The sequence below is a fragment of the Gloeomargarita sp. SRBZ-1_bins_9 genome (genome assembly GCA_039794565.1).
Classification (GTDB): domain Bacteria; phylum Cyanobacteriota; class Cyanobacteriia; order Gloeomargaritales; family Gloeomargaritaceae; genus Gloeomargarita.
Genome location: JAUQVX010000013.1, coordinates 1 through 24,888 on the forward strand (window position 1 = coordinate 1; position 24,888 = coordinate 24,888).

At 59.9% G+C, this 24,888-nt stretch carries 25 protein-coding genes and 1 tRNA gene; 7 read left to right on the forward strand and 19 right to left on the reverse strand.

Features of this window, described 5'->3' with window-relative positions; all coding sequences use genetic code 11:
* Positions 1 to 279: 279 nt before the first annotated feature.
* The gene (locus Q6L55_10090) at positions 280 to 2,202 is read right to left on the reverse strand and encodes an FAD-dependent oxidoreductase (GenBank protein MEN9259059.1); all 1,923 of its coding nucleotides are present in this window, start codon (positions 2,200 to 2,202) and stop codon (positions 280 to 282) included.
* Positions 2,203 to 2,428: 226 nt separating this feature from the next.
* Between Q6L55_10090 and Q6L55_10095 the strand changes: the two genes are divergently transcribed.
* The gene (locus Q6L55_10095; GenBank protein ID MEN9259060.1) at positions 2,429 to 2,560 is read left to right on the forward strand and encodes a hypothetical protein; all 132 of its coding nucleotides are present in this window, start codon (positions 2,429 to 2,431) and stop codon (positions 2,558 to 2,560) included.
* Positions 2,545 to 3,531 (forward strand): FkbM family methyltransferase, encoded by a 987-nt coding sequence (locus Q6L55_10100; GenBank protein ID MEN9259061.1) that lies wholly within the window; start codon positions 2,545 to 2,547, stop codon positions 3,529 to 3,531. Before Q6L55_10095 ends, Q6L55_10100 begins: the two co-directional genes overlap by 16 nt.
* Here the strand turns inward: Q6L55_10100 and Q6L55_10105 are convergent.
* The 3 genes from Q6L55_10105 to Q6L55_10115 all read right to left on the reverse strand — a co-directional run bounded on the left by Q6L55_10105 (position 3,517) and on the right by Q6L55_10115 (position 9,366).
* Positions 3,517 to 6,231 carry a cation-transporting P-type ATPase gene (locus Q6L55_10105; protein MEN9259062.1) on the reverse strand — a complete coding sequence of 905 codons (2,715 nt, stop codon included), beginning with the start codon at positions 6,229 to 6,231 and terminating at the stop codon, positions 3,517 to 3,519. The genes Q6L55_10100 and Q6L55_10105 overlap by 15 nt on opposite strands.
* A 79-nt stretch (positions 6,232 to 6,310) precedes the next feature.
* On the reverse strand, positions 6,311 to 7,627 hold the full coding sequence (locus tag Q6L55_10110; GenBank protein MEN9259063.1) for a nitrate/sulfonate/bicarbonate ABC transporter ATP-binding protein: 1,317 nt from the start codon (positions 7,625 to 7,627) through the stop codon (positions 6,311 to 6,313).
* A gap of 8 nt (positions 7,628 to 7,635) precedes the next feature.
* On the reverse strand, positions 7,636 to 9,366 hold the full coding sequence (locus Q6L55_10115; GenBank protein ID MEN9259064.1) for an ABC transporter permease subunit: 1,731 nt from the start codon (positions 9,364 to 9,366) through the stop codon (positions 7,636 to 7,638).
* A gap of 315 nt (positions 9,367 to 9,681) precedes the next feature.
* Here Q6L55_10115 and Q6L55_10120 point away from each other — a divergent pair, with 315 nt between their 5' ends.
* Positions 9,682 to 9,957, forward strand: coding sequence for a hypothetical protein (locus Q6L55_10120; protein ID MEN9259065.1), 276 nt, complete (start codon positions 9,682 to 9,684; stop codon positions 9,955 to 9,957).
* Positions 9,958 to 10,065: 108 nt separating this feature from the next.
* Here Q6L55_10120 and Q6L55_10125 read toward each other — a convergent pair whose 3' ends face one another.
* From Q6L55_10125 to rplU, 5 genes are read right to left on the reverse strand one after another with little or no spacing between them, the layout of a single operon-like run.
* Positions 10,066 to 10,776 (reverse strand): SDR family oxidoreductase, encoded by a 711-nt coding sequence (locus Q6L55_10125; protein MEN9259066.1) that lies wholly within the window; start codon positions 10,774 to 10,776, stop codon positions 10,066 to 10,068.
* On the reverse strand, positions 10,766 to 11,737 hold the full coding sequence (locus Q6L55_10130; protein ID MEN9259067.1) for an acetyl-CoA carboxylase carboxyltransferase subunit alpha: 972 nt from the start codon (positions 11,735 to 11,737) through the stop codon (positions 10,766 to 10,768). The genes Q6L55_10125 and Q6L55_10130 overlap by 11 nt, the downstream gene beginning before the upstream one ends.
* A gap of 18 nt (positions 11,738 to 11,755) precedes the next feature.
* Positions 11,756 to 12,967, reverse strand: a complete 1,212-nt coding sequence (locus tag Q6L55_10135) for a M20 family metallopeptidase (protein MEN9259068.1) — start codon at positions 12,965 to 12,967, stop codon at positions 11,756 to 11,758.
* On the reverse strand, positions 12,948 to 13,205 hold the full coding sequence (gene rpmA / locus Q6L55_10140) for a 50S ribosomal protein L27 (protein MEN9259069.1): 258 nt from the start codon (positions 13,203 to 13,205) through the stop codon (positions 12,948 to 12,950). The genes Q6L55_10135 and rpmA overlap by 20 nt, the downstream gene beginning before the upstream one ends.
* A 27-nt stretch (positions 13,206 to 13,232) precedes the next feature.
* Complete coding sequence (gene rplU, locus Q6L55_10145; GenBank protein MEN9259070.1) at positions 13,233 to 13,610, reverse strand: 50S ribosomal protein L21; 378 nt, start codon at positions 13,608 to 13,610, stop codon at positions 13,233 to 13,235.
* Between the two features lie 62 nt (positions 13,611 to 13,672).
* Between rplU and Q6L55_10150 the strand changes: the two genes are divergently transcribed.
* Complete coding sequence (locus Q6L55_10150) at positions 13,673 to 15,907, forward strand: DNA gyrase subunit A (GenBank protein MEN9259071.1); 2,235 nt, start codon at positions 13,673 to 13,675, stop codon at positions 15,905 to 15,907.
* Here the strand turns inward: Q6L55_10150 and Q6L55_10155 are convergent.
* Together Q6L55_10155 and Q6L55_10160 are read right to left on the reverse strand one after the other, a co-directional pair.
* Positions 15,891 to 16,244 (reverse strand): DUF3060 domain-containing protein, encoded by a 354-nt coding sequence (locus Q6L55_10155; protein ID MEN9259072.1) that lies wholly within the window; start codon positions 16,242 to 16,244, stop codon positions 15,891 to 15,893. The two genes, Q6L55_10150 and Q6L55_10155, sit on opposite strands and share 17 nt — an antisense overlap.
* Positions 16,245 to 16,375: 131 nt before the next feature.
* Complete coding sequence (locus Q6L55_10160; GenBank protein MEN9259073.1) at positions 16,376 to 17,122, reverse strand: tetratricopeptide repeat protein; 747 nt, start codon at positions 17,120 to 17,122, stop codon at positions 16,376 to 16,378.
* Positions 17,123 to 17,328: 206 nt separating this feature from the next.
* Between Q6L55_10160 and Q6L55_10165 the strand changes: the two genes are divergently transcribed.
* A complete protein-coding gene (locus tag Q6L55_10165; GenBank protein ID MEN9259074.1) occupies positions 17,329 to 18,261 on the forward strand; it encodes a trypsin-like peptidase domain-containing protein in 933 nt (310 codons plus the stop codon).
* A 3-nt stretch (positions 18,262 to 18,264) separates the two neighbouring features.
* Positions 18,265 to 19,656, forward strand: a complete 1,392-nt coding sequence (gene asnS, locus Q6L55_10170; protein MEN9259075.1) for an asparagine--tRNA ligase — start codon at positions 18,265 to 18,267, stop codon at positions 19,654 to 19,656.
* Here asnS and dacB read toward each other — a convergent pair.
* Positions 19,653 to 21,044, reverse strand: a complete 1,392-nt coding sequence (dacB, locus tag Q6L55_10175; GenBank protein ID MEN9259076.1) for a D-alanyl-D-alanine carboxypeptidase/D-alanyl-D-alanine-endopeptidase — start codon at positions 21,042 to 21,044, stop codon at positions 19,653 to 19,655. The genes asnS and dacB overlap by 4 nt on opposite strands.
* Before the next feature lie 105 nt (positions 21,045 to 21,149).
* On the opposite strand from dacB, the gene Q6L55_10180 reads away from it, so the two are divergent.
* Positions 21,150 to 21,222, forward strand: a tRNA-His gene (locus Q6L55_10180).
* A gap of 4 nt (positions 21,223 to 21,226) precedes the next feature.
* Here Q6L55_10180 and Q6L55_10185 read toward each other — a convergent pair.
* From Q6L55_10185 to Q6L55_10215, 7 genes are all read right to left on the reverse strand, one after another.
* Positions 21,227 to 21,541, reverse strand: a complete 315-nt coding sequence (locus tag Q6L55_10185; GenBank protein ID MEN9259077.1) for a hypothetical protein — start codon at positions 21,539 to 21,541, stop codon at positions 21,227 to 21,229.
* Positions 21,542 to 21,684: 143 nt separating this feature from the next.
* The gene (locus tag Q6L55_10190; GenBank protein ID MEN9259078.1) at positions 21,685 to 22,155 is read right to left on the reverse strand and encodes a hypothetical protein; all 471 of its coding nucleotides are present in this window, start codon (positions 22,153 to 22,155) and stop codon (positions 21,685 to 21,687) included.
* 15 nt (positions 22,156 to 22,170) lie between these two features.
* Positions 22,171 to 22,668, reverse strand: a complete 498-nt coding sequence (locus tag Q6L55_10195; GenBank protein MEN9259079.1) for a 2Fe-2S iron-sulfur cluster-binding protein — start codon at positions 22,666 to 22,668, stop codon at positions 22,171 to 22,173.
* Between the two features lie 3 nt (positions 22,669 to 22,671).
* A complete protein-coding gene (locus tag Q6L55_10200) occupies positions 22,672 to 23,295 on the reverse strand; it encodes a hypothetical protein (protein ID MEN9259080.1) in 624 nt (207 codons plus the stop codon).
* A 15-nt stretch (positions 23,296 to 23,310) separates the two neighbouring features.
* Positions 23,311 to 23,751 (reverse strand): hypothetical protein, encoded by a 441-nt coding sequence (locus Q6L55_10205; GenBank protein MEN9259081.1) that lies wholly within the window; start codon positions 23,749 to 23,751, stop codon positions 23,311 to 23,313.
* Between the two features lie 4 nt (positions 23,752 to 23,755).
* Positions 23,756 to 23,977 carry a hypothetical protein gene (locus tag Q6L55_10210; GenBank protein ID MEN9259082.1) on the reverse strand — a complete coding sequence of 74 codons (222 nt, stop codon included), beginning with the start codon at positions 23,975 to 23,977 and terminating at the stop codon, positions 23,756 to 23,758.
* A complete protein-coding gene (locus Q6L55_10215; protein ID MEN9259083.1) occupies positions 23,962 to 24,666 on the reverse strand; it encodes a V4R domain-containing protein in 705 nt (234 codons plus the stop codon). Before Q6L55_10215 ends, Q6L55_10210 begins: the two co-directional genes overlap by 16 nt.
* Positions 24,667 to 24,888: the final 222 nt, after the last annotated feature.

Below are 24,888 nucleotides of genomic sequence, written 5' to 3' on the forward strand. Positions count from 1 at the left end.
GGTCGTTTCCATCTTTTTCCAAAGCTTAGATCAAGCCTAGCTTGACCCAGCGTTTTCCAGGGTCCATGTATAGCAATCAAAAAGGATGAAAATTGAACACTCTATGGGCAATTGACCACACCAAACCTATAAGCCGACGCCTGTCTTAACAGGACCAACTCTGGAGCGGTCGGAGGGGTCGGTGGCCATCGGGACCGAGAAGTTTAGTTTGTTTTACGTGGGCAGAGATACGGTTGACCGTTCAAGGGGGGGAAGCGGCAGGGGGTTAAGGGTGGAGCCTCAGATGGCCAACCAGCCGCGGGGATGGACTGAGTACAGGGGTCGCCGTTGGAGTCCGTGCCGGTGCAAAATTTCGTTGGCGGCTAAAAACCCGCTGCTGACAGCCCGTTCCATCAGGGCGCAGGGAAAGGGCATTTTTACCCAATCGCCGGCCAAAAACAGGTTGGGAACCGCCGTGGCGCTCGTCGGTCGGTCGGCATAGCTACCGGGGGGAAAACCGGAGAAGTTCTTTTGATTCACCAGTTCCCGATGCAGAATCTTGGCCCCCCGCAGCGCCGGCACGATTTCGTACAGTTCCTGTTCAAAGGTGGTAAGCAGGGCCTCTTGGGTGGGGAAGTCCTTTTCCTTGTAGCAGTAGGCATGCAGTTCTACCACGCTGCCGCCGGTTGCCTGTGCCCAAGCTTGGTAATCCTCTTGAATCCGGTGATACAGGGTAATGCTGTCCGTCAGGCGATACCCGGAAAGGGAGGTGAAATAGCTGTAGGGCCAGGGAAAATCTCGGTCCAGCCAAAAACGGGCCACTGCAAACGGGTCGGCAACCGCCAATTTCTCGATCTGGCGCACCACCTCCGGGTGGGGAGCGTCCCCTTGGCTCAACCGGATGATTTGCTTGGCCCCCGGCACATCCGTCGCCAAAACGTAGTAATCGGCGGTCAACCATTCCTCGCCCGAGCCCGTGGGGGTTTGGACCACCAGTTGGACCTGTTGCGGAGTCTGGGCCATGACACGGAACCTGCTTAAGTTGCGGGTGGCCGGACCTTTGATGACTTCTCCTTGGGCGGTAAATTCCGCTCCGTGGCAAGGACAGCGATAGCGCCCGTCGGGTTGTAACTGCACCGTACAGCCCTGATGGGGACAGGTCAACCCCAGCGCCTCCTGCCCCTGCACCCGATACACCGCATCCCCCGCCCCGTAAAACCCCGCCGGCAGAACCGGGTTAGCCTCGACCCAAAAGGGCACACCCAAGCCCGTCTCACCGCTGGTGATGCCCACACCGGCAACCTTCCCCTCCTGCCAGCGCAACCCCGTAACCGTAACGCCAGTGCGGATAGTGCCGCCGTTGCCGCGAATGCAGTCAGCAATGGGTTCGACCAGGGAGCGGCGCATATCCTGCCGGGTGCCCCGAAACGCCAGCCCCTCAGGGTTACCGAAGAAATAAAAGTGGAAAAACTGCATCAATTCCCCCGCGCTCAGAACATCAGGGGCATTGAGGCTGGATTTGGCAAAAGGCAAAAAGTACAGATCAAACAACCCCCGGGGAAAATCATCCCCTACCCATTCCAGGACGGATAGGTGATCCAGACGCTGGTAGCTCTCCACCGGGTCAAACCCCGTAATTTCCCGGAAGACCGCCCAGTGGGCTGGACTGGTTAAATTTAACCCCCAGCGCCAGCGATTGGGTGACGCCAGGGCCAGGTCCACGATGTTCCAGGGGAAAGCGGAGCGACTGGGGCGAAACACCTCCACCGCATAGCCATTTTTATAGGCCACCGCGTAGGAATGGAGAAAAACAAAGTTGTCCTCGCAGCCCACTTCCCGCACCAGTTGATTCAGGTTGTAATACTGAGGGAAAAAGCCGTGGAAGCCGTGCTCCATCTGCAGGGTCACGCCATTGACCTCGACCGGCCAACCGGCAATTTTGCCCCCTAGGTGCGGAGCCTTTTCCAACAGGGTCACCACAAATCCCCGCCGACTCAGTTCATAGGCGCAGGCCAACCCCGCCAAGCCGCCACCGATCACCACCACCCGCAGGGGGTTCGTCAGGCGCAATGGCAAAGTCACCGGGTCGGGTTGCCAAACGGTGGGCTGGGGTTTCACCAAGCGGGAGTACCCCACCAGGGTTCCCAGTCCCCCTATCCCAAAAAACTTGAGCAACTGACGGCGAGACAGCAAGGGATGATGCGCGGCTGGCGATGGATGCATAGGCAGGAAGGAACCGACCCCTCACACAAAGACGTACAACTTTGGCCCTAGGATGATAGGGTGCCACAACGACTACCCTCGTTATCTAGCCACAACCTGTAAAGAAATGTCAAGAAAGCCGCAGGGGTGGGGTTGCAGGTAACGGGTCGCACAAGAAACCCAGGCAGGTCCACAGCAGGTTTTGAGCGAATTGCTAGGGCAGCGGCGCAGTCTGGTGTTCTGGGGAATGTTAACGGGGTGCCTGGGTTGTTGGTGGGAGCGTAAGTTGGGGGTGGTGCTGGTGGAATTGACGGTGGCGGCCTGTGGTTTGTCCTTCAGCATCCATGTCAGAATAAGGGGTAAATGCGGGAACCAGTGACCATGCCGGCGTTTTTTACCCCCTGGCTCAAACGAGCTGGCTATTTGGACCAGTTGTGGGTGCGGATTGGTCATGTGGGGTCGCGACCGATTAGCGAGGCGGATGACTGGGGTCAACAGGGGTGGGATGTATTTGCGCCGAATCTCGAAATCTATGGTTTCGATGCTGACCCGGACGCCTGTGAGGCTGCCAACACCGCCGTTGCCGAAAAGGGCATCCCCTGGCCGGAAATCCATGTACCCCTAGTGCTCAGTGACCGTTGCGACACACAAACCTTGTATATCACCCAGGACCCAATGTGTTCCTCCCTTTATCCTCCCAATGAACCTTTTTTGACCCGCTTTCAGGTCGAGATGGAAATGATGAAAGGGGTAGCTACCGTCGAAGTCGAAACGACGACCCTCGATGTCTTTTGCCAGGAACAGAACCTGCCCGGTTTTGATTACCTCCGTACCGATGTGCAGGGGGCTGATTTGGATGTGTTGCGGGGGGCCGCTAGGATCCTGGCTGAGCACCTATTAGTCGTGGAAATGGAGGTTATCTTTTCACCCCTGTACCTGGGTCAACCCCTGTTTGCCGATGTGGATACCTTCCTGCGACAACAGGGATTTACGTTGTTTCAACTGAGTTTGCATGTGGGGGCAACCCGACGGCTCTTTCCGGTGGTCAACAATCCAATGGTCTATCGGGGGCAAAAACTCTGGGGCGATGCGGTGTATGTCCGGGATGTATTGGACCCCGCCACATCCGAACCCTGGCGCTCGCCGGAACGGATTTTCAAATTGGCCTGCCTAATGGATGTCAGGGGTTATTGGGACTATGCGGCGGAATTGCTGGTGCACCTGATAGAAAACCATCGGTGGCCTCTACAAGACCCGCTGCTCCAAGCCATCCAGGAGCAGATTCCTGCAGAGACCCAGGCCCAAATTCCCCTGGTGGAGTACTTGCACAAGGCCCTAGCGCATACCTGAGCCTTTTTTGAGGGCAGGGTCAAGGGCATTGGCCGCCCAGGCCACCGGCAGCATAGGGAGCATGGGCAATAGGCAAATTAGCCACTCCCAACCGGACAGGGGCGCGGTGGCAAACAAGGTATTCATCAAGGGCCACTGGCTAAAGAGGATTTGCAGCAAAACAGCTACGGCAATCCCCAAAAACACCGTAGGCGCAGGAGTAATCTGCCGGGTTTTCCCCCGCAAAAACTCCCCTAAACTGAGGCCAAACTGGCTGAGGCTGATCAGGTAAATAATCCGGGCGGCCACCAGCGCCTGAATCGCCATGGTGCGGGCCAGCGCCAAATTGCCGGTGCCCCCTTTCACCCACTCAAACATGCCGAAAATCAACACCCAGTTGAAGGCCGACACCAGTAAAATGCGCTGGATTAATTTGGGGGTCAGCAGGGGTTGATCCGGGTTGCGGGGCGGCTGTTCCATCACCCCCGGCGGTTTAGGTTCAAAGGCCAAGGGCACCGTCATGGTGATGGAATTGATCATGTTCAGCCACAGCACCTGCAGGGACAAAATGGGCAAATCCCGCAGCAACAGAGCGCTGATCAAAATGGTCATGGACTCGCCCCCATTGACCGGCAGCAAGAAGGCAATGGCCTTGCGAAGGTTTTGATAGACCGTGCGGCCTTCCTCGACGGCAGCGGCAATGGAAGCGAAATTATCGTCAGTGAGCAACATATCCGCCGCTTCCCGGGCGACCTCCGTGCCCCCTTTCCCCATGGCAATGCCGATATCAGCTTGGCGCAGCGCCGGGGCGTCGTTGACCCCATCGCCAGTCATGGCCACGATATGGCCCCGGGACTGAAGGGCCTCCACGAGTTGCAATTTCTGGGAGGGAGCCACCCGGGCGAACACCGAACCCCGTAGGGCAGCATCTGTAAACGTTGCGCTATCCATCGCCGCCAGTTCCGCGCCCGTAAAGGCCACCACCCCTTCAGCGGTTTGAATTCCCATGCGCTGGGCAATGGCGCGGGCAGTGGTCACATGGTCGCCAGTGATCATCTTCACCTGAATCCCCGCCGTTTGACAGTGATGCACGGCGACGATAGCTTCCGGCCGGGGCGGGTCAATCATCCCCTGTAACCCCAGAAACACCAGACCCTCGGCAATATCCTCGTGGTCTAAGCTGTGCTGGTGGGGTGCTGCTGTCTTTTGGGCAAAGGCCAACACCCGCAACCCGTTCTCCGCCAGGCGTTCGACCGCCGCCCGTATGCTTTCTACCTCAAGGGGGACCAACTCTCCCTGGAGATTCATCGCCTGCCGGCAACGGGCCAGTACCACCTCCACCGCGCCCTTGACGTAGATCAGGCGGGGCTGGCCGTCGTTGAGGGTGGCCATGTACTGGTAATCCGACTCAAAAGGAATGGCGTCTAATCGGGGGTAGTCTGCTGTTAACCCCGCCTGACTTAACCCCGCTTTTTCCGCCACCGCCAATAGCGCACCCTCCGTGGGGTCGCCGACTACCTGCCAATCCCCCTCCCGTTGTTCCAAATGACTGTCATTGCACAGGACTCCAGCTACCAAACAGGCCCGCAGACCCGGCGGTAGGTCCTTTAGGGGTTCACCGGCAGCCGTACAAATTTCCCCCTTCGGACTATAGCCGCTTCCGGTGACGTGAAATTCCTGGTCGCCAACCACTACCGCCTGCACCGTCATCTGGTTTTCCGTCAGGGTACCCGTTTTGTCAGAGCAGATGACCGTCGCACTGCCTAGGGCCTCCACCGCTGGCAACTTGCGGATAATGGCGTGGCGTTGGGCCATGCGGTTGACCCCAATCGCCAGGGTGACGGTTACCACCGCCGGCAGCCCCTCAGGAATGGCACTCACCGCCAGAGCCACCGCCGCCTCAAACATCTCCACCCAGTCCTTGCCCCGTCCCGCCCCCACCGCAAACGTAAAGGCCGCTAGCCCCAGCACCACATACAGAATCGTGTGGCTAAAGGCAGCGAATTTGCGGGTCAAGGGCGTACTCAGGCTCACCCGCTCCTGCATCGAACGGGCAATTTGCCCCACCTCGGTCGCCGTTCCCGTTGCTACCACCACCCCCTGTCCCTGGCCAAAGGTCACCAAACTCCCGGCGTAGGCCATATTGCGTCGCTCCGCCAAGGGGGTCTCCGCCGGCAGGGTTTCCACCGTCTTAGTCACCGGCACCGATTCCCCCGTCAGGGCTGACTCATCCACCTGGAGATTGCGCACCGCCAGCAACCGCATGTCCGCCGGCACCTTGTCCCCCGAATGCAAAAACACGATGTCACCGGGGACCAACTCCCGCGCCGGAACCTGCAACCGTTGCCCATCCCGCAGCACCGTAGTTTCGGTGGTCACCACCTTGGCCAAAGAAGCAATTGCCCCCTCCGCCTGGGTCTCCTGGATATAACTGATGACGGCATTGATCACCGTCACCCCCCAAATGACCAGAGCATTGAGCCAGGAGCGCAAAAACGCCTTGACGAGCCCCGCCACCAGCAGGATGTAGAGCAAGGGTTGATGGAACTGCTGCAAAAACTTCAACCAAGCCGGGGTGCGCCGCTGTTCCGGCAACTCATTGGGGCCGTACTGTTCATAGCGCCGGGCCACCTCCTCCGCCGGCAACCCCACCGTCGCCTCCGTCTGCCAGTAAGCCAGCACCTGTTGCACATCTAAAGCATGGAAAACAGGGGATGTCATAACCTTACTCCCGGCGCAGGGTTCCTTTTCCTACCTACAAGACTACGATGAAATCAGGGGCGACAGTTTGCGCTTGGACTTAAGCCACCTCCGGCAAGGGGGCCGCCGGTTCCGACAGGTACAATCGGTTTTCATCCGCATCGTATTCAAACAGCTCTGCGTAGCGCCCCCAGTCAATGGCCGTAGCCAACTGGCGTTCAGCCTCCGCCTCTGGGAAATAGTCATCCCACAGGTCCAGGAAAAAGTCAGCGCTCATGGTGTGGTCCTGTTTTTCCCGCAGGGTTTGCACCATACTCACCAGCACCGGCACATGCTGCAACACCTGCTGGCGGAACAAATCCTTACTGCGCAGGATGGTGGTGGTAGCAAAGTCCCGTCCGACCGGCGTCAGGCGCACATCCCCCTGGGAGACCTCCGCAAAACCCAGCATCTGCGCCGCATCCAGAATCGGCAACAGGTCATCCACCGACATCTGCAACCGCTCCGCCAACAGGGGCAAATCCACCTGACCCTCCGGCTGTTCCACGATCAACTCCAGCAACCCGCTGATACCCCCCACCCGCACATGGGGTAACGGTTGCGCAAAAGGCGACGTCGGTTTCGTCGATGCCGCCGGACTGATGACCTCAATATCCGGGTTGGTCATGGCGGTGTAGATATAGTCCACCAAGGCCTTATAACGGGGCGACAGGGTATCGTGGGGCCGGGGCAGGTCAATCACCACCTCCCCGCGAATCCGGCCCGGATTGGCCCCCAGCAGGATCACCCGGTCCGCCAAGTACACCGCCTCCTCAATATTGTGCGTCACGATGAGAATACTCTTAGACGGAAACATCCCCGCCTGCCACAGGTCATCAATTTCCCCCCGCAGGTTTTCTGCCGTCAACACATCCAGGGCGCTAAACGGCTCATCCATAAACAGCACCTGCGGCTCCAGGGCAAAGGCGCGGGCAAACCCCACCCGTTGTTTCATCCCCCCCGACAGCTCCCGGGGATAGGCACTCTCGAACCCATCCAGCCCCACCAGGTCAATAGCCTTCAGCGCCCGTTGTCGCCGTTCCTCCCGGGGCATCCCCCGTGCCACCAGCCCCAGCTCCACATTCTCCAGCACCGTCAACCAGGGCAGCAGGGCAAAACTCTGGAACACCATGGCCACCTGTCGGTTCGGTCCCCGCAGGATTTGGCCATTGCTCCAGACCCGTCCTTCCGTCGGGGGAATCAGCCCCGCCATGATCCGCAACAACGTACTTTTGCCACTGCCGCTGCGCCCGAGTAACGCCACCACTTCCCCTGCTCGGATTTCCAGGTTAATGTCCTTGAGCACCCAAAAGTGCCCCTTGCGCTCCGGCAGTGGGAAACTTTTTGCCACCTGCTCTACCCGAATCAGCGCCGTCATGGCCCACCTCACAAGTGATATTTGCTCTCCGCCAGGGCGTACAACCGCCGCCAAACCAGTCGGTTCAACCCCACCACAAACAAACTCATCATGCCGATGCCCAGGGTAATCCGTGCCCAATCCCCCTGGATGGTTGCTTCGGTGATATAGGCCCCCAATCCCGGCGCCCGCAGCGTCTGGTCTCCCCAGCGCACCACCTCCGCAACGATACTGGCGTTCCAGGCCCCACCACTGGCCGTCACCCCCCCCGTCACCCAAGCCGAAAAAATCCCCGGAATGATCAACTTGTGCCACTTGCGCCAGCCCGTCAGTCCCACATCCGCGCACATCTCCCGCAGGTCCGTCGGGATACTCTGCGCCCCCGCAATCGAATTAAACAGGATGTACCACTGGGACCCCAGGGCCATCAGCAAAATACTCCCCCAACCCAGGGGAATCCCCGTGCGGATAAAAAACAGCGTAGCAAAGGGGAAGATGAAATTAGCCGGGAACGCCGCCAGAAACTGCACCACCGGTTGCAACAACCGGGCTAGCCGAGGTTGAAACCCAATCGCTACCCCCACCGGCGTCCAAATCAGCGTGGCTACCACCAGCAGCACTACCACCCGCCCCAGGGTTATCAAGCCCAGCTCAAACGCCTCGACCACCTCCCCCACCCCCACCGTCCGCACCACAAAATGCACCCCCCACGCCAGCAACAGTCCAGTTAACAGCAATAGCACCGCGTTATACAGCCGGTCTTTGGGCGTTTCGGTTTCCGGATACAGCGGCGGCAGGGGCAACAGGGCCGTCACCCGGCACAGGAGCAAATTCATCCGGTCGCCGACTGGCGCCAGGGTCTGTCCCAGCAAGCGGGGCAACCGGGCCGTTTGGATCAAGTCATACACCCAGGACTCCGGTGCCTCGGCTGCCGCACTCTGCTCCATGCGAAACTTATCCGCCCAGGCAATCAGGGGTCGCCAGAACAACTGATCCACCAGCACAATCACCGCAGCAATCGTCACCACCGCCCACCCCATCGCCCCCAAATCCTGAGCCGCAATCGCCGCCGCCACATAGGACCCCAGCCCCGGCAGGGTGTACTCCTGGTTGAGCACACTGATGGCCTCGCTTTCGGTGACAAAAAACCACCCCCCCCCAAAACTCATCATCGCGTTCCAGACCAAGCCCAGCATGGCCGACGGCACCTCCAATTGCACAAACCGTTGCCAGCGGGACAACCCGTACAGTGTCGCTGCCTCCTGCAACTCCTGGGGAATCGTGCGCAGGGAATGGTAGAAAGAAAACGTCATATTCCAGACCTGGCCGGTGAAGATGGCAAACACCGACGCCGCCTCCAGCCCCAGCAAACTGCCCGGAAACAGGGCAATAAACGCCGTTACGGTAATCGCCAAAAACCCCAGCACCGGCACCGACTGCAACACATCCAGCAACGGGATCATCACCCGTTCCGCCCGGCGACTGTGGGCCGCGATATAGCCATAGATAAACGTAAAAACGGTTGAGAAAAACAGGGCCACGAACATGCGCAGCGTCGAGCGGGCGGCGTAATAGGGCAGATTACGGGGGTCCAAGTCCACCGTCGGCACCTGCACCGGCGGGTGAAACGCCTCCAGCGCCCCCAAACCCACCCGTGCAATCCCGGCCAGGAGCACCAGCGTTCCTAGAATGACCACCCCATCCGCCAGGCTAAAGGGCATCCGGCGCAGGACCTCGGGACTTGGGTATGTGCGGGCCATGACTTTGCCACCTTTGGGCCAATCCCCTTCTACCATACCATTGGGATTCACCCACCGAGTAACTGCCCAGCCCAGGATTGCAGCCGTATCCCGAGGAGCATGACTCAAATTTTCCGCCCGACTACCGGCAATTTGGGGGCGCCCCACCGCCTGTTATTATCGAGCTAAGGGTTCCTTCACCGTCAGGAAACCAACATCTCTAGAACAACTTTTAGCCCTGCTGGAGACCGAACCGGCCAGCGAATTCATCAACGGACAATTGATGCCAAAACCTCTGCCCCAGGGGGATTATTACAAAGCTGGTTAGTTGCCATCATGAACCAAGTGGCCCAACCAAGCCGAATTGCCCTGGCCTTCCCAGAACTACGTTGCCTCTTCGGTGGGGATGTTTTTGTTCCCAACATCGCTGTTTTTCGTTGGGAACGCATCCCGCATCTGCCGTTCAGGCAAACTGCCAACCCCTTTGATTTACCCGGGCTGGGTGATTGCAATCCTCTCGCCAGACCAGAACCATTCAAGTGCGCCCAGCAGGGTACAGAACTGGGCTGGTTAGTGGATGTAACCGATGAAGGCATCCTGACCATTGATTAGGGAGCGCCACCTTACTGAACTTACCGGCGATGCTCCTTCGCCCGTGCTGCCGGGATTGGTATTGACACCGGCCCAGGTCTTCCATTGGCTCCCCTTGGCTTACCCCCCCTACAGTACCCCTGCCTGGGGCAAAAGGGTCAAGGTCTCAACCGTCGCTTCCGGCGGCAATTCCACCACCTGCCGAATCGTTTGGGCCACCACCTGGGGCGACATCATCCCCTTGCGGTCAAACTGGGCCGGCACCGTATCCCAAATCGCCGTATCCACCGCCCCCGGACACAGGGCACATACCCGAATCCCGTAGGCCCGTTCCTCCTGTGCCAGGGTATGGGACAGGGCCATTAGGCCGTGCTTGCTGACACAGTAGGCCCCCCACTGGGGAAACACCTGCTGCCCGGCAATGGACACCACATTTACAATCGTGCCGCTGCCGGCTGCCCGCATGGTCGGCAACACCCCCTGGATACACTGAAACGCCGCCGTCAGATTCACCGTCAACACCTGCTCCCACACACTCAAGGGAGTATCCGCCAAGTTTCCCAAGTGGGCAATCCCCGCATTGTTCACCAGCAGATCGCACCCCCCCAGGGCCTGTACCACCCGCTGCATCAAAGGCACCAGCTCTCCCACCTGACTCATGTCCTGGGGAAACACATAAGCTTGGCGACCTAATTCCTGAATCTCGTGGGCCAGGTGCACCAGCTCCAGCTCCGACCGGGCAATCAAAGCCACATCCCAGCCGTGCTGGGCCAACTCCAACGCCGTCGCCCGCCCGATCCCCCGGGACGCTCCGGTAATGACCGCCCGCTTAGCCGCCATCGATCACCACCCCCATGCGCCGGAACTTGTCGTAGCGCTGGCGACACAAAGTCGGCCCATCCAACTCCCGCAGGTAAGCGAGATTATCCAGCAACGCCCGCTTCAAGGTTTCCGCCGCTTGCACCGGGTCCGCGTGGGCCGCCCCCAAGGGTTCCGGCAGAATTTGGTCAATCACCCCCAACGCCAGCAGGTCCTGGGCCGTGAGTTTTAGGGCTTGGGCCGCTTTGGCTGCCTGGGAACTGTCTTTCCAGAGGATCGCCGCGCACCCCTCTGGCGAAATCACCGAATAGATCGCATGTTCAAACATCAAAATCCGGTCTCCCACGCCAATGGCCAAAGCCCCCCCAGACCCCCCTTCGCCGATCACCACACAAATAATCGGCACCTCCAACGTAAACATCACCTGCAAATTCACAGCGATCGCTTCCCCCTGGCCCAGGCGTTCCGCCTCCACCCCCGGATAAGCCCCCGGCGTATCGATCAGGGTGATGATGGGCAGGCCAAAACGGTGGGCATGTTGCATCAGCCGCAGCGCCTTGCGGTATCCCCCCGGCGACGCCATGCCGAAATTGCGGGCCACATTTTCCTTCGTATCCCGCCCTTTTTGGTGCCCCAGGATCATCACCGGCTGCCCGTCAATGCGACCGATTCCCCCCACCAGAGCCGGATCATCACTGCCACAGCGGTCCCCGTGCAACTCGAGCCACTCATCGGTAATGGCCTGGATATAGTCCAGGGTCGTGGGTCGGCGGGGATGGCGTGCCACCTTCACCCGTTGCTCCGGCGTTAGGCGACTAAAAATTTCCTGGCGCAGCTGGCGGTAGTTATTCACCAATTGGGCCACCCGGTCAGAAACATCCACCCCACTTTCTTGAGCCATTTGTTCGATCTGGCGAATGCGCTGTTCCATTTCCACCAGGGGCCGCTCAAAGTCCAAGATCACCGGTTTCCGTTCCGACATAGCCATGGGCCGACCTGCTCACCACGATTGTGCCATAGATTGCTGCCAGAACTGCCACACCGCCCAGGCCATGGTGACCACCCCCGTCAAAATGGCCTGCTCATCCACAGCGAATTTGGGGTGATGCAGACTGTAGTAGGGCTGGCCTGCTATAGCCGTCCCCAGGCGAAACATGGTCCCCGGCACCTTTTCCAGGTACAGGGCAAAATCCTCCGCCCCCAAGGACGGCTCGTTGAGAATCTGCACCCGTTCGGCACCCAGGGCACCGCGGGCCGCCTGTTCCACCAACTGGGTCAACGCCGGGTCGTTATAGACCCCCGGTACCCCCGCTTTGTAATTCAGGACATAACGCGCCCGGTAGGTCTCACAGGTCTGGCGCACGATGTTTTCGATCCACTGGGGCAACTGCTCCCGGGTCTCCGGATGCAAGGAGCGCACCGTCCCCCACAGGCGTACCTGGTCGGCAATCACGTTGGGCGCCCGCCCCCCCAGCACCTTGCCAATGGTCAGCACCACCGGTCGCAGAGGATTCTGGGTGCGACTAATCGCCTGCTGCAACTGGGTAATCACCTGCGCTGCAATCCAAACCGCATCAATGGCCTCGTGGGGTCGCGCCCCATGCCCCGACTCCCCCAGGATGGTCAAGTCCAGCTCATCCGCCGCCGCCGTCAACGCCCCGTAGCGCACCCCGACGACCCCCCCCGGCAGGCTTGGCCAGACATGCAACCCCAGGATCGCCGTCACATCTGTCAGCGCCCCATCCTGGATCATCCAGCGCGCCCCCTGGGCCGTCTCCTCCGCCGGTTGAAACAAAAACCGTACCCGTCCCGGCAGGGGCACCTCCAGGCGCGACAGCACCATCGCCGTCCCCAGGGCCACCGCCGTATGGACATCATGGCCGCAGGCGTGCATCACCCCCGCCACCCGCGAGCGGTACTCCAGCTCCGTTTGCTCCTGGATCGGCAGCGCATCCAAATCCGCCCGTACCGCCAGCAGGGGCGTGTCCGCCGTCCCCCAATCCGCCAGCACCCCCGTTTTGCCCACCGCCTCCCGCACCGTCAGCCCGCAGGATGACAGCACCCCCGCGACATAAGCTGATGTCTGCCACTCCTGACCACTCAATTCCGGGAAGCTGTGGATGTGGCGCCGGATTTCTACCAACCGGGGATAGACCGCCCGGGCACTGGCCCAAATCCCTTCTAGAACCGACTTAGCCGACGGGATAGACACTCACCTTCTGCCGATGCTTCCCCCGCCGTTCAAAGCGCACCACCCCATCAATCAAGGCAAACAGGGTGTAGTCCTTGCCCACCCCCACGTTCAACCCCGGATGAAACGTCGTCCCCCGTTGCCGCACCAGGATATTGCCGGCGCGTACGAACTCACCCCCGAAACGCTTGACCCCCAAGCGCTGGGCATTGGAATCCCGTCCGTTGCGGGTACTACCACTCCCTTTTTTATGGGCCATCGCTCACCTCTAACCAACCACACAAACCTAAGCCGCCGTCGCCACCGTTTCCTTTTCCTGGCTGGGCACACCAAACTCCCGGTCCCCCACCACAATCTTTTCTACCAGAATACGCGTCAACTCTTGCCGGTGGCCCGTCTTTTTGCGGGTCTTCTTTTTAGGGCGCATCTTGTAAACGATGAGCTTGGGACCCCGTCGCGCCTCCAACACCCGAGCCTCTACCCGCGCCTGGGGCACCGTCGGCTGGCCGATTTGCACCTCCCCCCCACAGTGGACCAGCAACACCTCCTCCAACGTCACAGGGGCGTCCTTTGGCAAACCCAAGGAATTCACGTCATAGAACCGGCCCGGCTCCATCCAAAACTGCTTACCCCCAACCGCCACAATCGCGTAGTTGCTGTCCATGCTCCTTATTTTGACAACGCAGACGTATATTATACTTTGGGGAGCAGGCAGTGGTCAAGGTCATGACCCGGGACCGGATTGTGCCGACAGCGCTCGAGGGGGAATTGCGCCGGTCATATTTAGCCTATGCCCTGAGTGTACTGGTGGGGCGGGCCTTGCCGGACGGTCGGGACGGTCTCAAACCCGTGCAGCGGCGGATTTTATATGCCCTGTGGCAGATGGGGTTAACCGCACAGCGCCCCCACCGCAAAAGCGCCCGGATTGTCGGGGAAGTCCTGGGGAAGTACCATCCCCATGGCGACCAGGCGGTGTACGGCGCCTTAGTGCGTTTGGCCCAGGACTTTCACTGCCGCTATCCCCTGATTGACGGTCAGGGCAATTTCGGTTCGTTGGACAACGACCCGGCTGCTGCCATGCGCTACACCGAAGCCCGGCTCTCGGCCTTTGCCGAACAAGTGCTCTTTCGCGACCTACACCCGGCAACCGTGGACTTTCGGGAGAACTTTGACGGTAGCGAAACCGAACCCCAGGTGTTACCGGCCCAATTGCCCTTGCTGTTGCTCAACGGCTGTAGCGGCATTGCCGTAGGGATGGCCACCCAGATACCTCCCCACCACGCCGGCGAGGTGATTGAGGCCCTGCTGCAACTGATTGACTATCCCCACTTAAGCGACGAGCGGTTGTATTACTGTATTCCGGCCCCCGATTTCCCCACCGGCGGCGAAGTAGTTGACCCGCAAGCCATCCGTCGCGTCTATCGCACAGGCAAAGGGGCCATCACCCTGCGGGGCACCTGGCGGCGGGAAACCCAAGGGCGGGGCAAGCGGGCCAGGGAAACCCTTGTCATCACCGCATTGCCCTACGGCGTGGCCAAGGCGGACTGGATCCAGCGCACGGCCGAGTTACTGCACCAGGGGCGCCTAGAGGGGATTGCCGACCTGCGGGATGAAAGCGACCGGGAGGGCCTGCGCATCGTCCTTACGGTCAAACCCGGCTACGACCCCGAGCAGGTGGTCCAGCAGTTGTACGCCCAAACGCCCCTGCAGACCCAATTCCACGCCAGTTTTCTGGCGCTTCTGGACGGGCGACCCCAGCAGTGCTCCCTGCGGCGCTGGTTGCAGCAGTTTTTGCAGTTTCGGGAACAGACCCTGCAGCGGCTGTACCGCTACCAACACCAGCAGGTCAGCCACGACATTCAACGGCTCACAGCCCTGCAGCGGGCCATGACCCATCTGGCGGTGGTGTTTCAGGTCTTGCAGGATGCCCCCAACCTGGACCAGGCCCGGCAGCAGTTGATGCAACAGTTGGGATTGACGGCTGACCAGGCAGAAATGATACTTTCTACCCCCTTGAAACATCTGACTCGTTTAGAAGCGCAAGCCCTAGAAACCCAACTGCGCCAGCTTCAGCAGGAGCAACAGCGTTTAGCCCATCTCCAACAGGACCGCCAGGCCCGATTGCAGGAACTGAAACGCCAACTGCGTCAGTTACAGCGGCAATGGGGCCGAGAACCCCGGCGCACCCGCATCGTGGTCCCGGAGACGCCTCCGCCAGAACCCCTTACACTCCGATTGCGAGCCAGTGGCCGGTGGCAACGGCTGGATGAGGGCAGCGCACGCCAGTTATCGCTGGATTTATCGGCTACCACCGACGACCCCCTCCTGTGGCAGGGCACCTTGCACCCCCAGCAGCGGCTTCTGTTGTTTGGGCGAAGCGGAGGCGTGCAGGTGTTTACCGTACAGGACTTCGTCGGGGGCGAACCCGGGCAAGACTGGCGGGCGGAGGTGGACTGGGATGGGGGACTACCGCCGCTGCTCATTTCTCCAGAAACGGCAGCGGTGTGGTTGGTCAGTCGGGGGGGCTATGGCACGGTTATGGCGACGGGCGACTTGTGGCAAGGCACATGGGGATTTCCCGCTGATGACGCCCTATTAGCTGTGGGGATATGGCAAGAGCAACAAACCCTCTGGTTGGTCAGCAACCAGGGACGCTTCTGGTCCTGCCCACTTCCCCGGCGCAGCCACGGCAGACGTCTGGTGCGCCTGACCCCAAATGAAATGTTGGTGGGCGCTGTGCCAGCAGATAGCTCAGGCCCCATACACATCGTGACAGCCAGTGGCGTACTCCAGCCCTTGCACCCCCAGCCCCCCCCACCGAGCACTGACCCCTGGGTGAGTCTAGTTCAAGGCAGCGACCCCTTTTACGGCTATACCGACCGCCACCGTTGGGTGCGACTCGACACGCAACCCCTGGTCGGCGAAACCCTGTTGCGGGTGGTCCCTAGGGCTGGCGCGTGACCTGGTTGTTGAAACCCGTGTTGCTGATCACCGGCGGGCGGTTATTGACGCCGTTGCGGTAGGTCACCCGGTTCATCGTCCCCGTCACCACAATCCGCTCCACCTGGTTGAGGTTAACCGTGTTGCCTGCACCGGTAATTTCCACCTGCTTGCACATCCCCCGCAGCGTGACGGTGGTGTTGGCCGCGTCAATGGTCACATTGCGACCGTTGCCACAATCATGGGTGGCATTCCCCCCAAATCCAGAAATGGTGATGGGCGCCGGCTGACTATACCCCGGTGCCACAAAAGCAATAGCCACCAGCACCACCCCCCCAAGAAAACCATACTTCTGCATACCCCCACCCTCCATAACCATATAACTAGGACGTGATAAAAATATCAGCCCAGGGTCTTTTCTGTCAAGGTGTTGACAAATCCGCCGGCGGGGTAGGGCTGAATTGCAGCAGCTCAAGCAAACCCCAAAATTCACGGATAATCTAGGATTTTTTTCAACCGGGCGATTTGGGTGGGGCTAAAACCGGCCCGCGCCAAGTCGTCCATCCCCGCCGCCTGGCCATACCAGGGGTCAAGGGCCATGGCCCGTTGGAATACGGCGCGCGCCTGGGGAATTTGGTTCTGCGCCAGATAACTCACGGCCTGAGCCAGGAGAGGGTGGGGATTGTGAGGTTCCCACTTTTGGGCTTGGGTCTGGGCGGCGATGGCTTCCTGGTAGCGTCCCTGCCGGTCTAGGCTCAAACCCAAGTTGTACCAGGCGGTGCCGTTGCGGGGGTCCAGTCGGAGGACGGCGCGGGTGCTGGCTTCAGCCTGGTGGGGCCGGTTGAGGAACAGATACACCACTCCCAAGGCGTTGTGGGCTTCCAGGTTTTTGGGGTCGAGACGTAAAGCCTGCCGGAGCCACTGCACTGCCACCAAGTGATTGCCGCTGCGATGTTCCGCCCAACCCCGCAAAACCCACCCCGGCGCATACTGGGGTTGTAAAGCGGTGGCCCGGGCTTGCACCTGTGCAGCTTCGGTCCAGCGCCCCAACCGTCCTAAGGCCACCCCCAACCCCCGCCAGGCCCCTGCCATCTGCGGATTGAGCCGGAGCGCCTCTTGGAACTCCTGAACGGCCTTGACATTTTCATGGCGCCCCAGGGAGCGGGTGGCCTGCTGGAATTTGCGCTGGGCTTCAAGATGATTAGGTTGGGCCAGGGCCAGGGGTGACCCCAACATCGCGCCAACTACTACCCATGTCCAACACCATCGCATCAGCAGCCAGAGGCCAAACCACCACCTAACCATCCTAGCGGTTGCGGCTATCCCCAAAATCACGTTAACCTATCAGACGGAGGCGGTGCGCCGAAACTTCAGGGCCGATTTTCGCGTCTAACTGGTAGGCGTTCATCCCACGACAGCCTATGAAAGCATCAGCACTGGTTATGCCACTTCTGACGCTCACCCTGACCACGACGCCACCCCTGCTCGGAATAACCCCTGGTGCTGCCCAATCCCGTTTTCCTACGGAAGAGCAGGTCAGTATTGATGTCTATCGCAGGGCCAGTCCGGCGGTGGTGACCATTCGCGCGGGCAACGGCAATGGTTCGGGCACCATCATCAGCCCCGAAGGTCTAGTGCTCACGGGTGAACATGTGGTGCGGGGCTTTCGCACGGTACAGGTGATCACCAGTACGGGGGCGCGCTACCGGGGTTGGGTGATTGCCACGGACCGGCAACGAGATTTGGCGCTGGTGCGGTTAGAGGGGGTGCAAGGACGACTGCCTACGGTGCCCCTGGCCAATGCGGATGGGATTCAGGTGGGGCAGCGGGTATTTGCCATCGGTAGCCCCTTTGGGTTGTCGGGCACCTTGACGACGGGGATTCTCAGTCGGATTGCCCCCAACGGCGACCTGCAAACGGATGCGGCCATTAATCCGGGCAACTCCGGTGGGCCATTGCTCAACTCCCGGGGGGAACTGATTGGGGTGAATCGCGCCATTTTGAACCCGGCGGGCATCGGGGCGAATATCGGTATTGGGTTTGCCACCAGCATCCTGAACGCGCGGGACTTTATCGCCCAGAACCGCAACAACCCCATTCCCCCCGTGGCGGCGCAACCGGCACCCCAGACCCCAACGCCGGGATTTCGTCTCGGGATTGCCGTGGACCCGGAAACCTTGGTGATTCAGGAGGTGGAACCCAATTCGCCGGCGGCTTGGATCGGGTTGCGACCGGGGGACCGTATCCTGGCCCTCAACGGTCGGCCTTTGGAGAACCCGGAGGAGTTGCGAGCCTTTTTGCAGCGGCGACCCCGGGCGATGTGGTTAACGGTGGCGCGCCAGGGCCGGATTGCCAACGTGGTGGTCCAGTTCTAGGTTATGGTGACGGCCACGCCCATCCGCCAGGTGTTGACCCAAACGCCGCCCCAGACGTCGGTGCTGGTCCAGGGGTGGGTGCGCACGCGCCGGGACCTGAAGGACCTATGTTTCCTGGAACTGAACGACGGCAGTTGCTTGGCCAATTTGCAGGTGCTGGTGCCCAAGGACTCGCCGGTGTACTCGGTGGCGGTGGGGTTGCATACGGGGTCAGCGGTGGCGGTGCAGGGGTTGCTGGTGGCTTCGCCGGCCAAGGGACAGCAGGTGGAGTTGCAGGCGGAAACCATCACGGTCTATGGGGACGCGGACCCGGAGACCTACCCCCTGCAAAAGAAACGTCATTCCTTTGAGTTCCTGCGCACGATTGCCCACCTGCGCCCCCGCACCAACACCTTTGGGGCCATTGCCCGGATTCGCAACCACTGTGCCATGGCGGTGCACCGTTTTTTCCAGGAGCGGGGGTTTGTCTGGGTGCATACGCCCATCCTGACAGCGAGCGATTGTGAGGGGGCCGGTGAACTGTTTACGGTGACCAGCTTGCCTTTGCACCAGTTGCCCCGCAACGACCAGGGGGAGATTGATTTTGGCCAGGATTTTTTTGGGCGGCGGGCCTATTTGACGGTAAGTGGGCAATTGGAGGCAGAGATCATGGCGACGGCCCTTACCAAGGTCTATACCTTTGGCCCCACGTTTCGGGCGGAAAACTCCAACACCTCCCGCCATCTGGCCGAGTTCTGGATGATTGAGCCGGAGGTGGCTTTTTGTGACCTGGCAGGGGATATGGATTTGGCGGAGGCCTTTTTGCAATATGTGTTTCGCTATGTGCTTGAGCAGGATTTACCGGATTTGGAATTTTTCCAGCAGCGCATTGAGCCAACGGTTTTAACAGTGGCCGAGCAGATGGCGGAACAGCCCTTTGAACGCCTAAGTTACACGGAAGCTATCCACCATCTGCAAAAGTCGGGCAAGAACTTCACCTATCCGGTTGCATGGGGATTGGATTTGCAGTCAGAGCACGAGCGCTATTTGGCGGAGGAACTGTGTAAAAAACCGGTGATCGTGTACGACTATCCCAAGGAGATCAAAGCTTTTTACATGCGCTTGAATGATGACGAAAAAACGGTGGCGGCGATGGATGTGCTGGTGCCGCGGGTGGGGGAATTGATTGGGGGTTCCCAGCGGGAGGAGCGCTACGACGTGTTGTGCCAGCGCATGGAAACCCTGGGGCTGGACCTGGCCAATTACTGGTGGTATTTGGATTTGCGGCGCTATGGCACGGTGCCCCATGCGGGGTTTGGGTTGGGGTTTGAGCGGCTGATTCAGTTTATGACGGGGATGGGCAATATCCGGGATGTGATTCCTTTTCCCCGCACCCCTGATGGGATTGATTTCTAGTTGGCCGAGGGCGGTGGGCAGGACAGCCAGGCATCTGGGGAGGTGGTTTCCGCCCAGTTGGACAGCGCCAGGACCATCTGGTCAATCCCTTGCCGGAGAACGCTGGCCGGCTGTTCGGATTGGTTGACCAGGATGGCAAAGACTAGACCGGGACCGCGGCGGGGTTGCAGATAACCAGCGAGGGCCGCCACCCCCGTTAAAGTGCCGGTCTTGGCCTGGAGGTTGAGGTCGCTCTGGGGATAACGCCAACGCAGGGTTCCGGGAAGGCCCGGCGCAGCGAGGGAATCGCGGTACACTGGGGAAGCGGCCATCGCCTGTAACGTTTGCACCAGCGCCAGGGGAGTGATGCGGTTGTGGCGGGATAAACCGGAACCATCGGCTTGCCGAATGCCGCTAACATCCACGCCCAGCCGTCTGAGCACCTTTTGCACCGTCTGTATCCCGGCCAGGTCGCTGGGGAGGTCCGGTTGCCGCAGGGCGCCCACATGACGCAACAGCGCTTCCGCGTACAAATTATCGCTGCTGCGGTTGATGGGGATGAGCAACTGGGCCAAGGGGGGAGAGGTCAGGGTGGCAACCGCTTCCCCCACCTGGGCTGGCAGGGGCGGTGGGGCAAGGACAATTTTTTGGGTGGGAAACAGGTGAGTCAGGGTCTGCACCAGATACCGGTCCGTATCGAGGATGGGTACAGTGAAAGTCGGCGACCGACTGGCCACATCCCCCCGGATATGCAATTGCGGCAAACCCGGCGGTATCCACAGGTGAATGGGTTGCAGCGGTTGGTTGGTGCTGCGGGTGCGGTTGACCACCTGCCAGTGCTGCCGAACTAAAGGATCGGCCCACACCAGTTGCGCCGGTTGGCCTGCCCCTTGCGCCACCAACCAAAAACGGGCTTCGTTGCGGTTGAGAATCAGGCTGTTAATGGGCACGATGTCGGTGTTGACCAGGTCTTGCCATTCCCACTGGTCGTTGAAGGTGGGTCCCCGAAAAAAGCCCGTATGGATGACCACCATATCCAGGTTCTGCCGTTGCGGGGGGGGAATTTGCTGCACCAGTTGTTGCAGTTTGGCGGTGGTGAGGGTGGGGTCACCCTGGCCGACTAAATGCAGGCGTCGTCCTTGCCGGTAAAAGCTCGTCCGTAGGCGGTGCTCAGGTCCCAGTTCCACCAGGGCAGCGGCAGTGGTCAGCAGTTTGGTGGTCGAAGCGGGTGTAAAAAATTGCCGGCTCTGATGCTCATATAGAGTGCGGGGTGGGTTCTCCTGGGTTTGCACCAAAATCCCCCAGTGGGCCCGCTGATAGGCCGGTTGCTGGCGCATCTGGTCCAGCTGTTGGGCCAAAGGGCTATAGCACAGTTGCACTGCTGTCGGGGCTTGGGCCAGTAACACCACCGGCGTACCGCAAAGGTCCAGTTCTGTATCTTAAACCTTTCTTGCCCAACCCCCCTCACCTTGCCAGTGACGACGTAGAATTGATATGGTAGGTAGTTGCCAACGGCGGCTGTAGCCAAGTGGTTAAGGCAGAGGATTGTGGCTCCTCCATCCGCGGGTTCGAATCCCGTCAGTCGCCCTACTTAGCAGGGTGTATCCACTAGGCATTTGAGCCCCAAAATCCAGAGGATTTTCCCCTCGATCAACCCCAGTTCCCGTTGATGGCTCAGGGGTTCGGCCTCAAAACGCTGGTACACCTGGGTCAGATGTTCCAGTTCCACCACCGCCTGCTGGACCGCCGCTTCATCCAGGTATAAATCCATCAACACGGCGTCTAAATCGGATGTGGTCGTAATCTCTGGACCGGCACCACTGACTAAAACCGATTTTAACTGCCCCCGGTACTTGCTCAGAATCTTGCGAATCACATACTTACACCAGACAGATAACCTGTTCATCTGCCCCACCCTATCACGCCATCTTCTATGCAAATTTTAGATTGATTTAACAATCAAAATGTCACAATCTTTACAAAATTTGATGGTTTTTTGGCCACATAAAAACAGCCCTCTCTGCAGGCAATCCTGCCAAGTCTGGGATGCTATTCACCCAGCATTTCTGCCGTTAATTCCACAATGGGACGCACCAGGGCAAACTCCTGCGGCGTCAGTTTTTCCTTTAACACTTCCCCCAGGACGGTGTAGGTTTGCCGGGCTGCCGTTTGGTCTTGAAACGAACGGGCAATGGTTTGTAACCAGCACAGCAGGCGCTGTTTGTAGGCCGTTAAGTCCCCCGTCAACAACGTGGCGCCAATATACCGGAGAACATCCGCCCGGTCCCGCCGACAAAGGGCGCTCATATCCCGCTGCCCCTTGTAGAAAAACCGAGGGGATTGTTGCAATAATCGCCGCTCCACCTCCTGGAGAATCGCCTCCGCTGCCGCCTGAATCTTGCTGTAGGCGCTGAGGCGGTGTCGTAGTTGACCTAGGTAGGTCTGCACCGGTTGCCATTCTTCCGGGGTGAGGTAGCGGCCGTCGGCCTTGAGTGTCAGTTGCTGCAATTGGGTCCACATGGTGGTCTGCCTCCTTCAGTCCGATAGAAAACCTGCTTCCCGCGTCCGTTGGAGATACTCGCTGACCTGGATACGGGTGGTGCGCAGTTGGTCCACGATGGAACGGGTAATCAGCTTGCCGGTCTCCACCAGCACTTCGCCGGTCAGGGGATGCACCAGGTCCTGTTCCGTGCGTCGGCCAATCAGAGCTTCGATGTCTTCCATCACATCCAGATACATCCCCGGCGGCACCCGCACGACAATGTCATCCCCTAGAACCTTGGTTTGGCAGGCCAAGCGGGAGTGGGGTTGGGCGGTGGTCACCATGGCCAGGGTGCGCTCCTCCCGCCGGTTTTTGGGACTCAACCGGTCCATCCCCCGTTCGATGTACACATGACAGGTGGCGCACATCCCCCGGCGACCACACTCCTGGAGCACGTGTAACCCCTGCTCCACCAGAGCCTCAATCAGGGATTGCCCATGCTCGAGCTGAACCGTGACCCCAATCGGCTCCAAATGCACCCGCCAGCCCATCGGTTACTCCCCCAGCCGGGCCAAGATGGTCGCCGCCTCCATCCCAGCTGCCACCTGCTCCCGGACCGTCTCCAAACGCTCTGGTAGGCCGATGAGATATTGGTTTGCCGGTTGGCCCTGAGACATGCAGGCAATGGCTACGCAGGCGACTTCCCGTCCGGTCAACTGCTGAAACAGGGTTTCTAGCACACCCATCTCCACATGGACATTGCCCCAGGGGGAGTTTTCCACCTGCCCATGGATCAAGCCCTGGGGCCGGTAGCGCCAATCCAACGTCAACCGCCCCCAACCATGCACCTGCCAGCAGCGGGTTAGGCAGTACACCAGCTCCTGCATGGTGAGTTCACCAATCGGTTTGCCGTAGTACTCCGCCAATTCCTCTGCCAGCCGGGCAAACAAGTGCCGTCCCCAGTGCCGGCCCCAGCGCTGGAGCACCAAAGGCGACGCCTTGCCAATTTCCCGCTCCAGACCCCGGTAAATCCCCTGCACCAGCCACTGGGGAATCGCCAACAAACGATTACCCCGCCGATTACTCAGGGTGCCCAGCTCCACATCCCCCTGCACATAAGCCCCCGGCGCAAAGTAATCCCCCGGCACCGGCTGTTCCAACAACGCGTTGATGTCCATGGCTTTGGCCTCCTTTTACCCCTGGCACAGGCAACGGCGCGCTTGCTCCCAGTAGGGCATCAGCAACGACCAATCCTGGGGACTCCCCAAGACCGTTTTCAATTGGGCCTCCAGCAACTGGGCGACTGTGGAGTGTAACTCCTGCCGGGGACGCGACCGCAGCCACTGCCCCACCCGCTGATCAAAAAACACTGGGTCATCGAGCACCATGGCCAGGGCGGCCCCCCGCAACGCCCCCACCCAATCCCGCAGTACCCTCGTCAGGGTGACTTCATCCATGGGGGGCAGTTGCCGCGCCACCGGGCGAAAGACATCGGCCTCCCGGGTGCGCAGTCGCTCATAAACCGCTAACCGCGACCCCATGCCCTGGAGCTGCTGCCACAACTGCTGTTGCTCCTCCGGTTGCAAATACCGCTGTTCCGCCGTGTGGAGCAAAGTCAATACGGTTGCGTTCATGGCTTTAGGCCTCCAACAACGCCATCCATTCCGCCAGGGTCGGTACAGTTATGGTGCTGGCCAGCGCCTCAGATACCCCTCCCTGCCAGGGCCATTGTTGCCAGAACTGGGCCACCGTTAGGTGCAAGTCCACGCTCGGGGTGGGATGCCCCTTGGCCGGCGCGACCCCCTGCCAGGGAAAGTCCTGGAAAAACAACCGCACCGGCAGTGTCAGATCGTCGTGCATACCGCCTGCCCTCCGGCCAGTCGTTTTTCGATGTCGCGCACCCCCAGGCCCTGGTTGACCCAGCCGTACACCGGTTGAATCGCCGCTGCCTTGCCCACCACAAACCGGCAGTAGGTCGCCCCCAAGGAGTAGCACTGGATTTCCGCGCACTCCAGGGTCTGCTGCACCAGATAGCTCAAGAAACCGGCAAACAACCCCGCGTACAGGTGACACACCGGTTTCCCCACCACCCCCAGCGTGCGGGCAATCGCCGAATCGAAGATGTTGAGCAGCAAAAACCCCTGCTTTTGCAGCGACAGGTCAATTTCCCAGCGCCCCCAACCTTGAGCGGTAAACGGCCACCACCAGGTCTCTAACAAAAACAGCAAATTGGTCTGGCGTAAGGGGCGTTGAAATTCCTCACTAAACCAGCCCGCAAAGGCCTGGCCATCCAACTCCCCCCACTGCCGCCCCATTTGGTAGAGCACCACCGGCGCCGCATCCCCCACCTCCTCCGCCAGCCCATCCATAAACGCCGTAATCAGGTCCTCACTGGCAAAAAAATTCACCGCCCCGTTCCAATCCGTAACCGTTCCCCGGGCCAAATCCCAGCGGAAAAAGCTGTTCAGGTCATAGTGGTTGTGCCGCTTTTTATCCAACGCCGCCGTTTCCCACCACAGGGTGTTTTCCGGCAATAAACTTGCCGCCATTTGAGCCATAGCTTTATCCCCCTTGGACACAGGACAGGGACTGGGTAGAAAAATCACGGGGATACCTTTCCCGCTGCGATCAGAGGTCAATGGCCACCCCAATCTGACCGTCTTGGGCACCCGATGATCCAGTTAACCGTCTCATCAATAATGCCTGATTTTTCTATACAGAAATTCTAGAATTTATCCCCCCAACTGCGGGATTATTTGTAATATTTATCA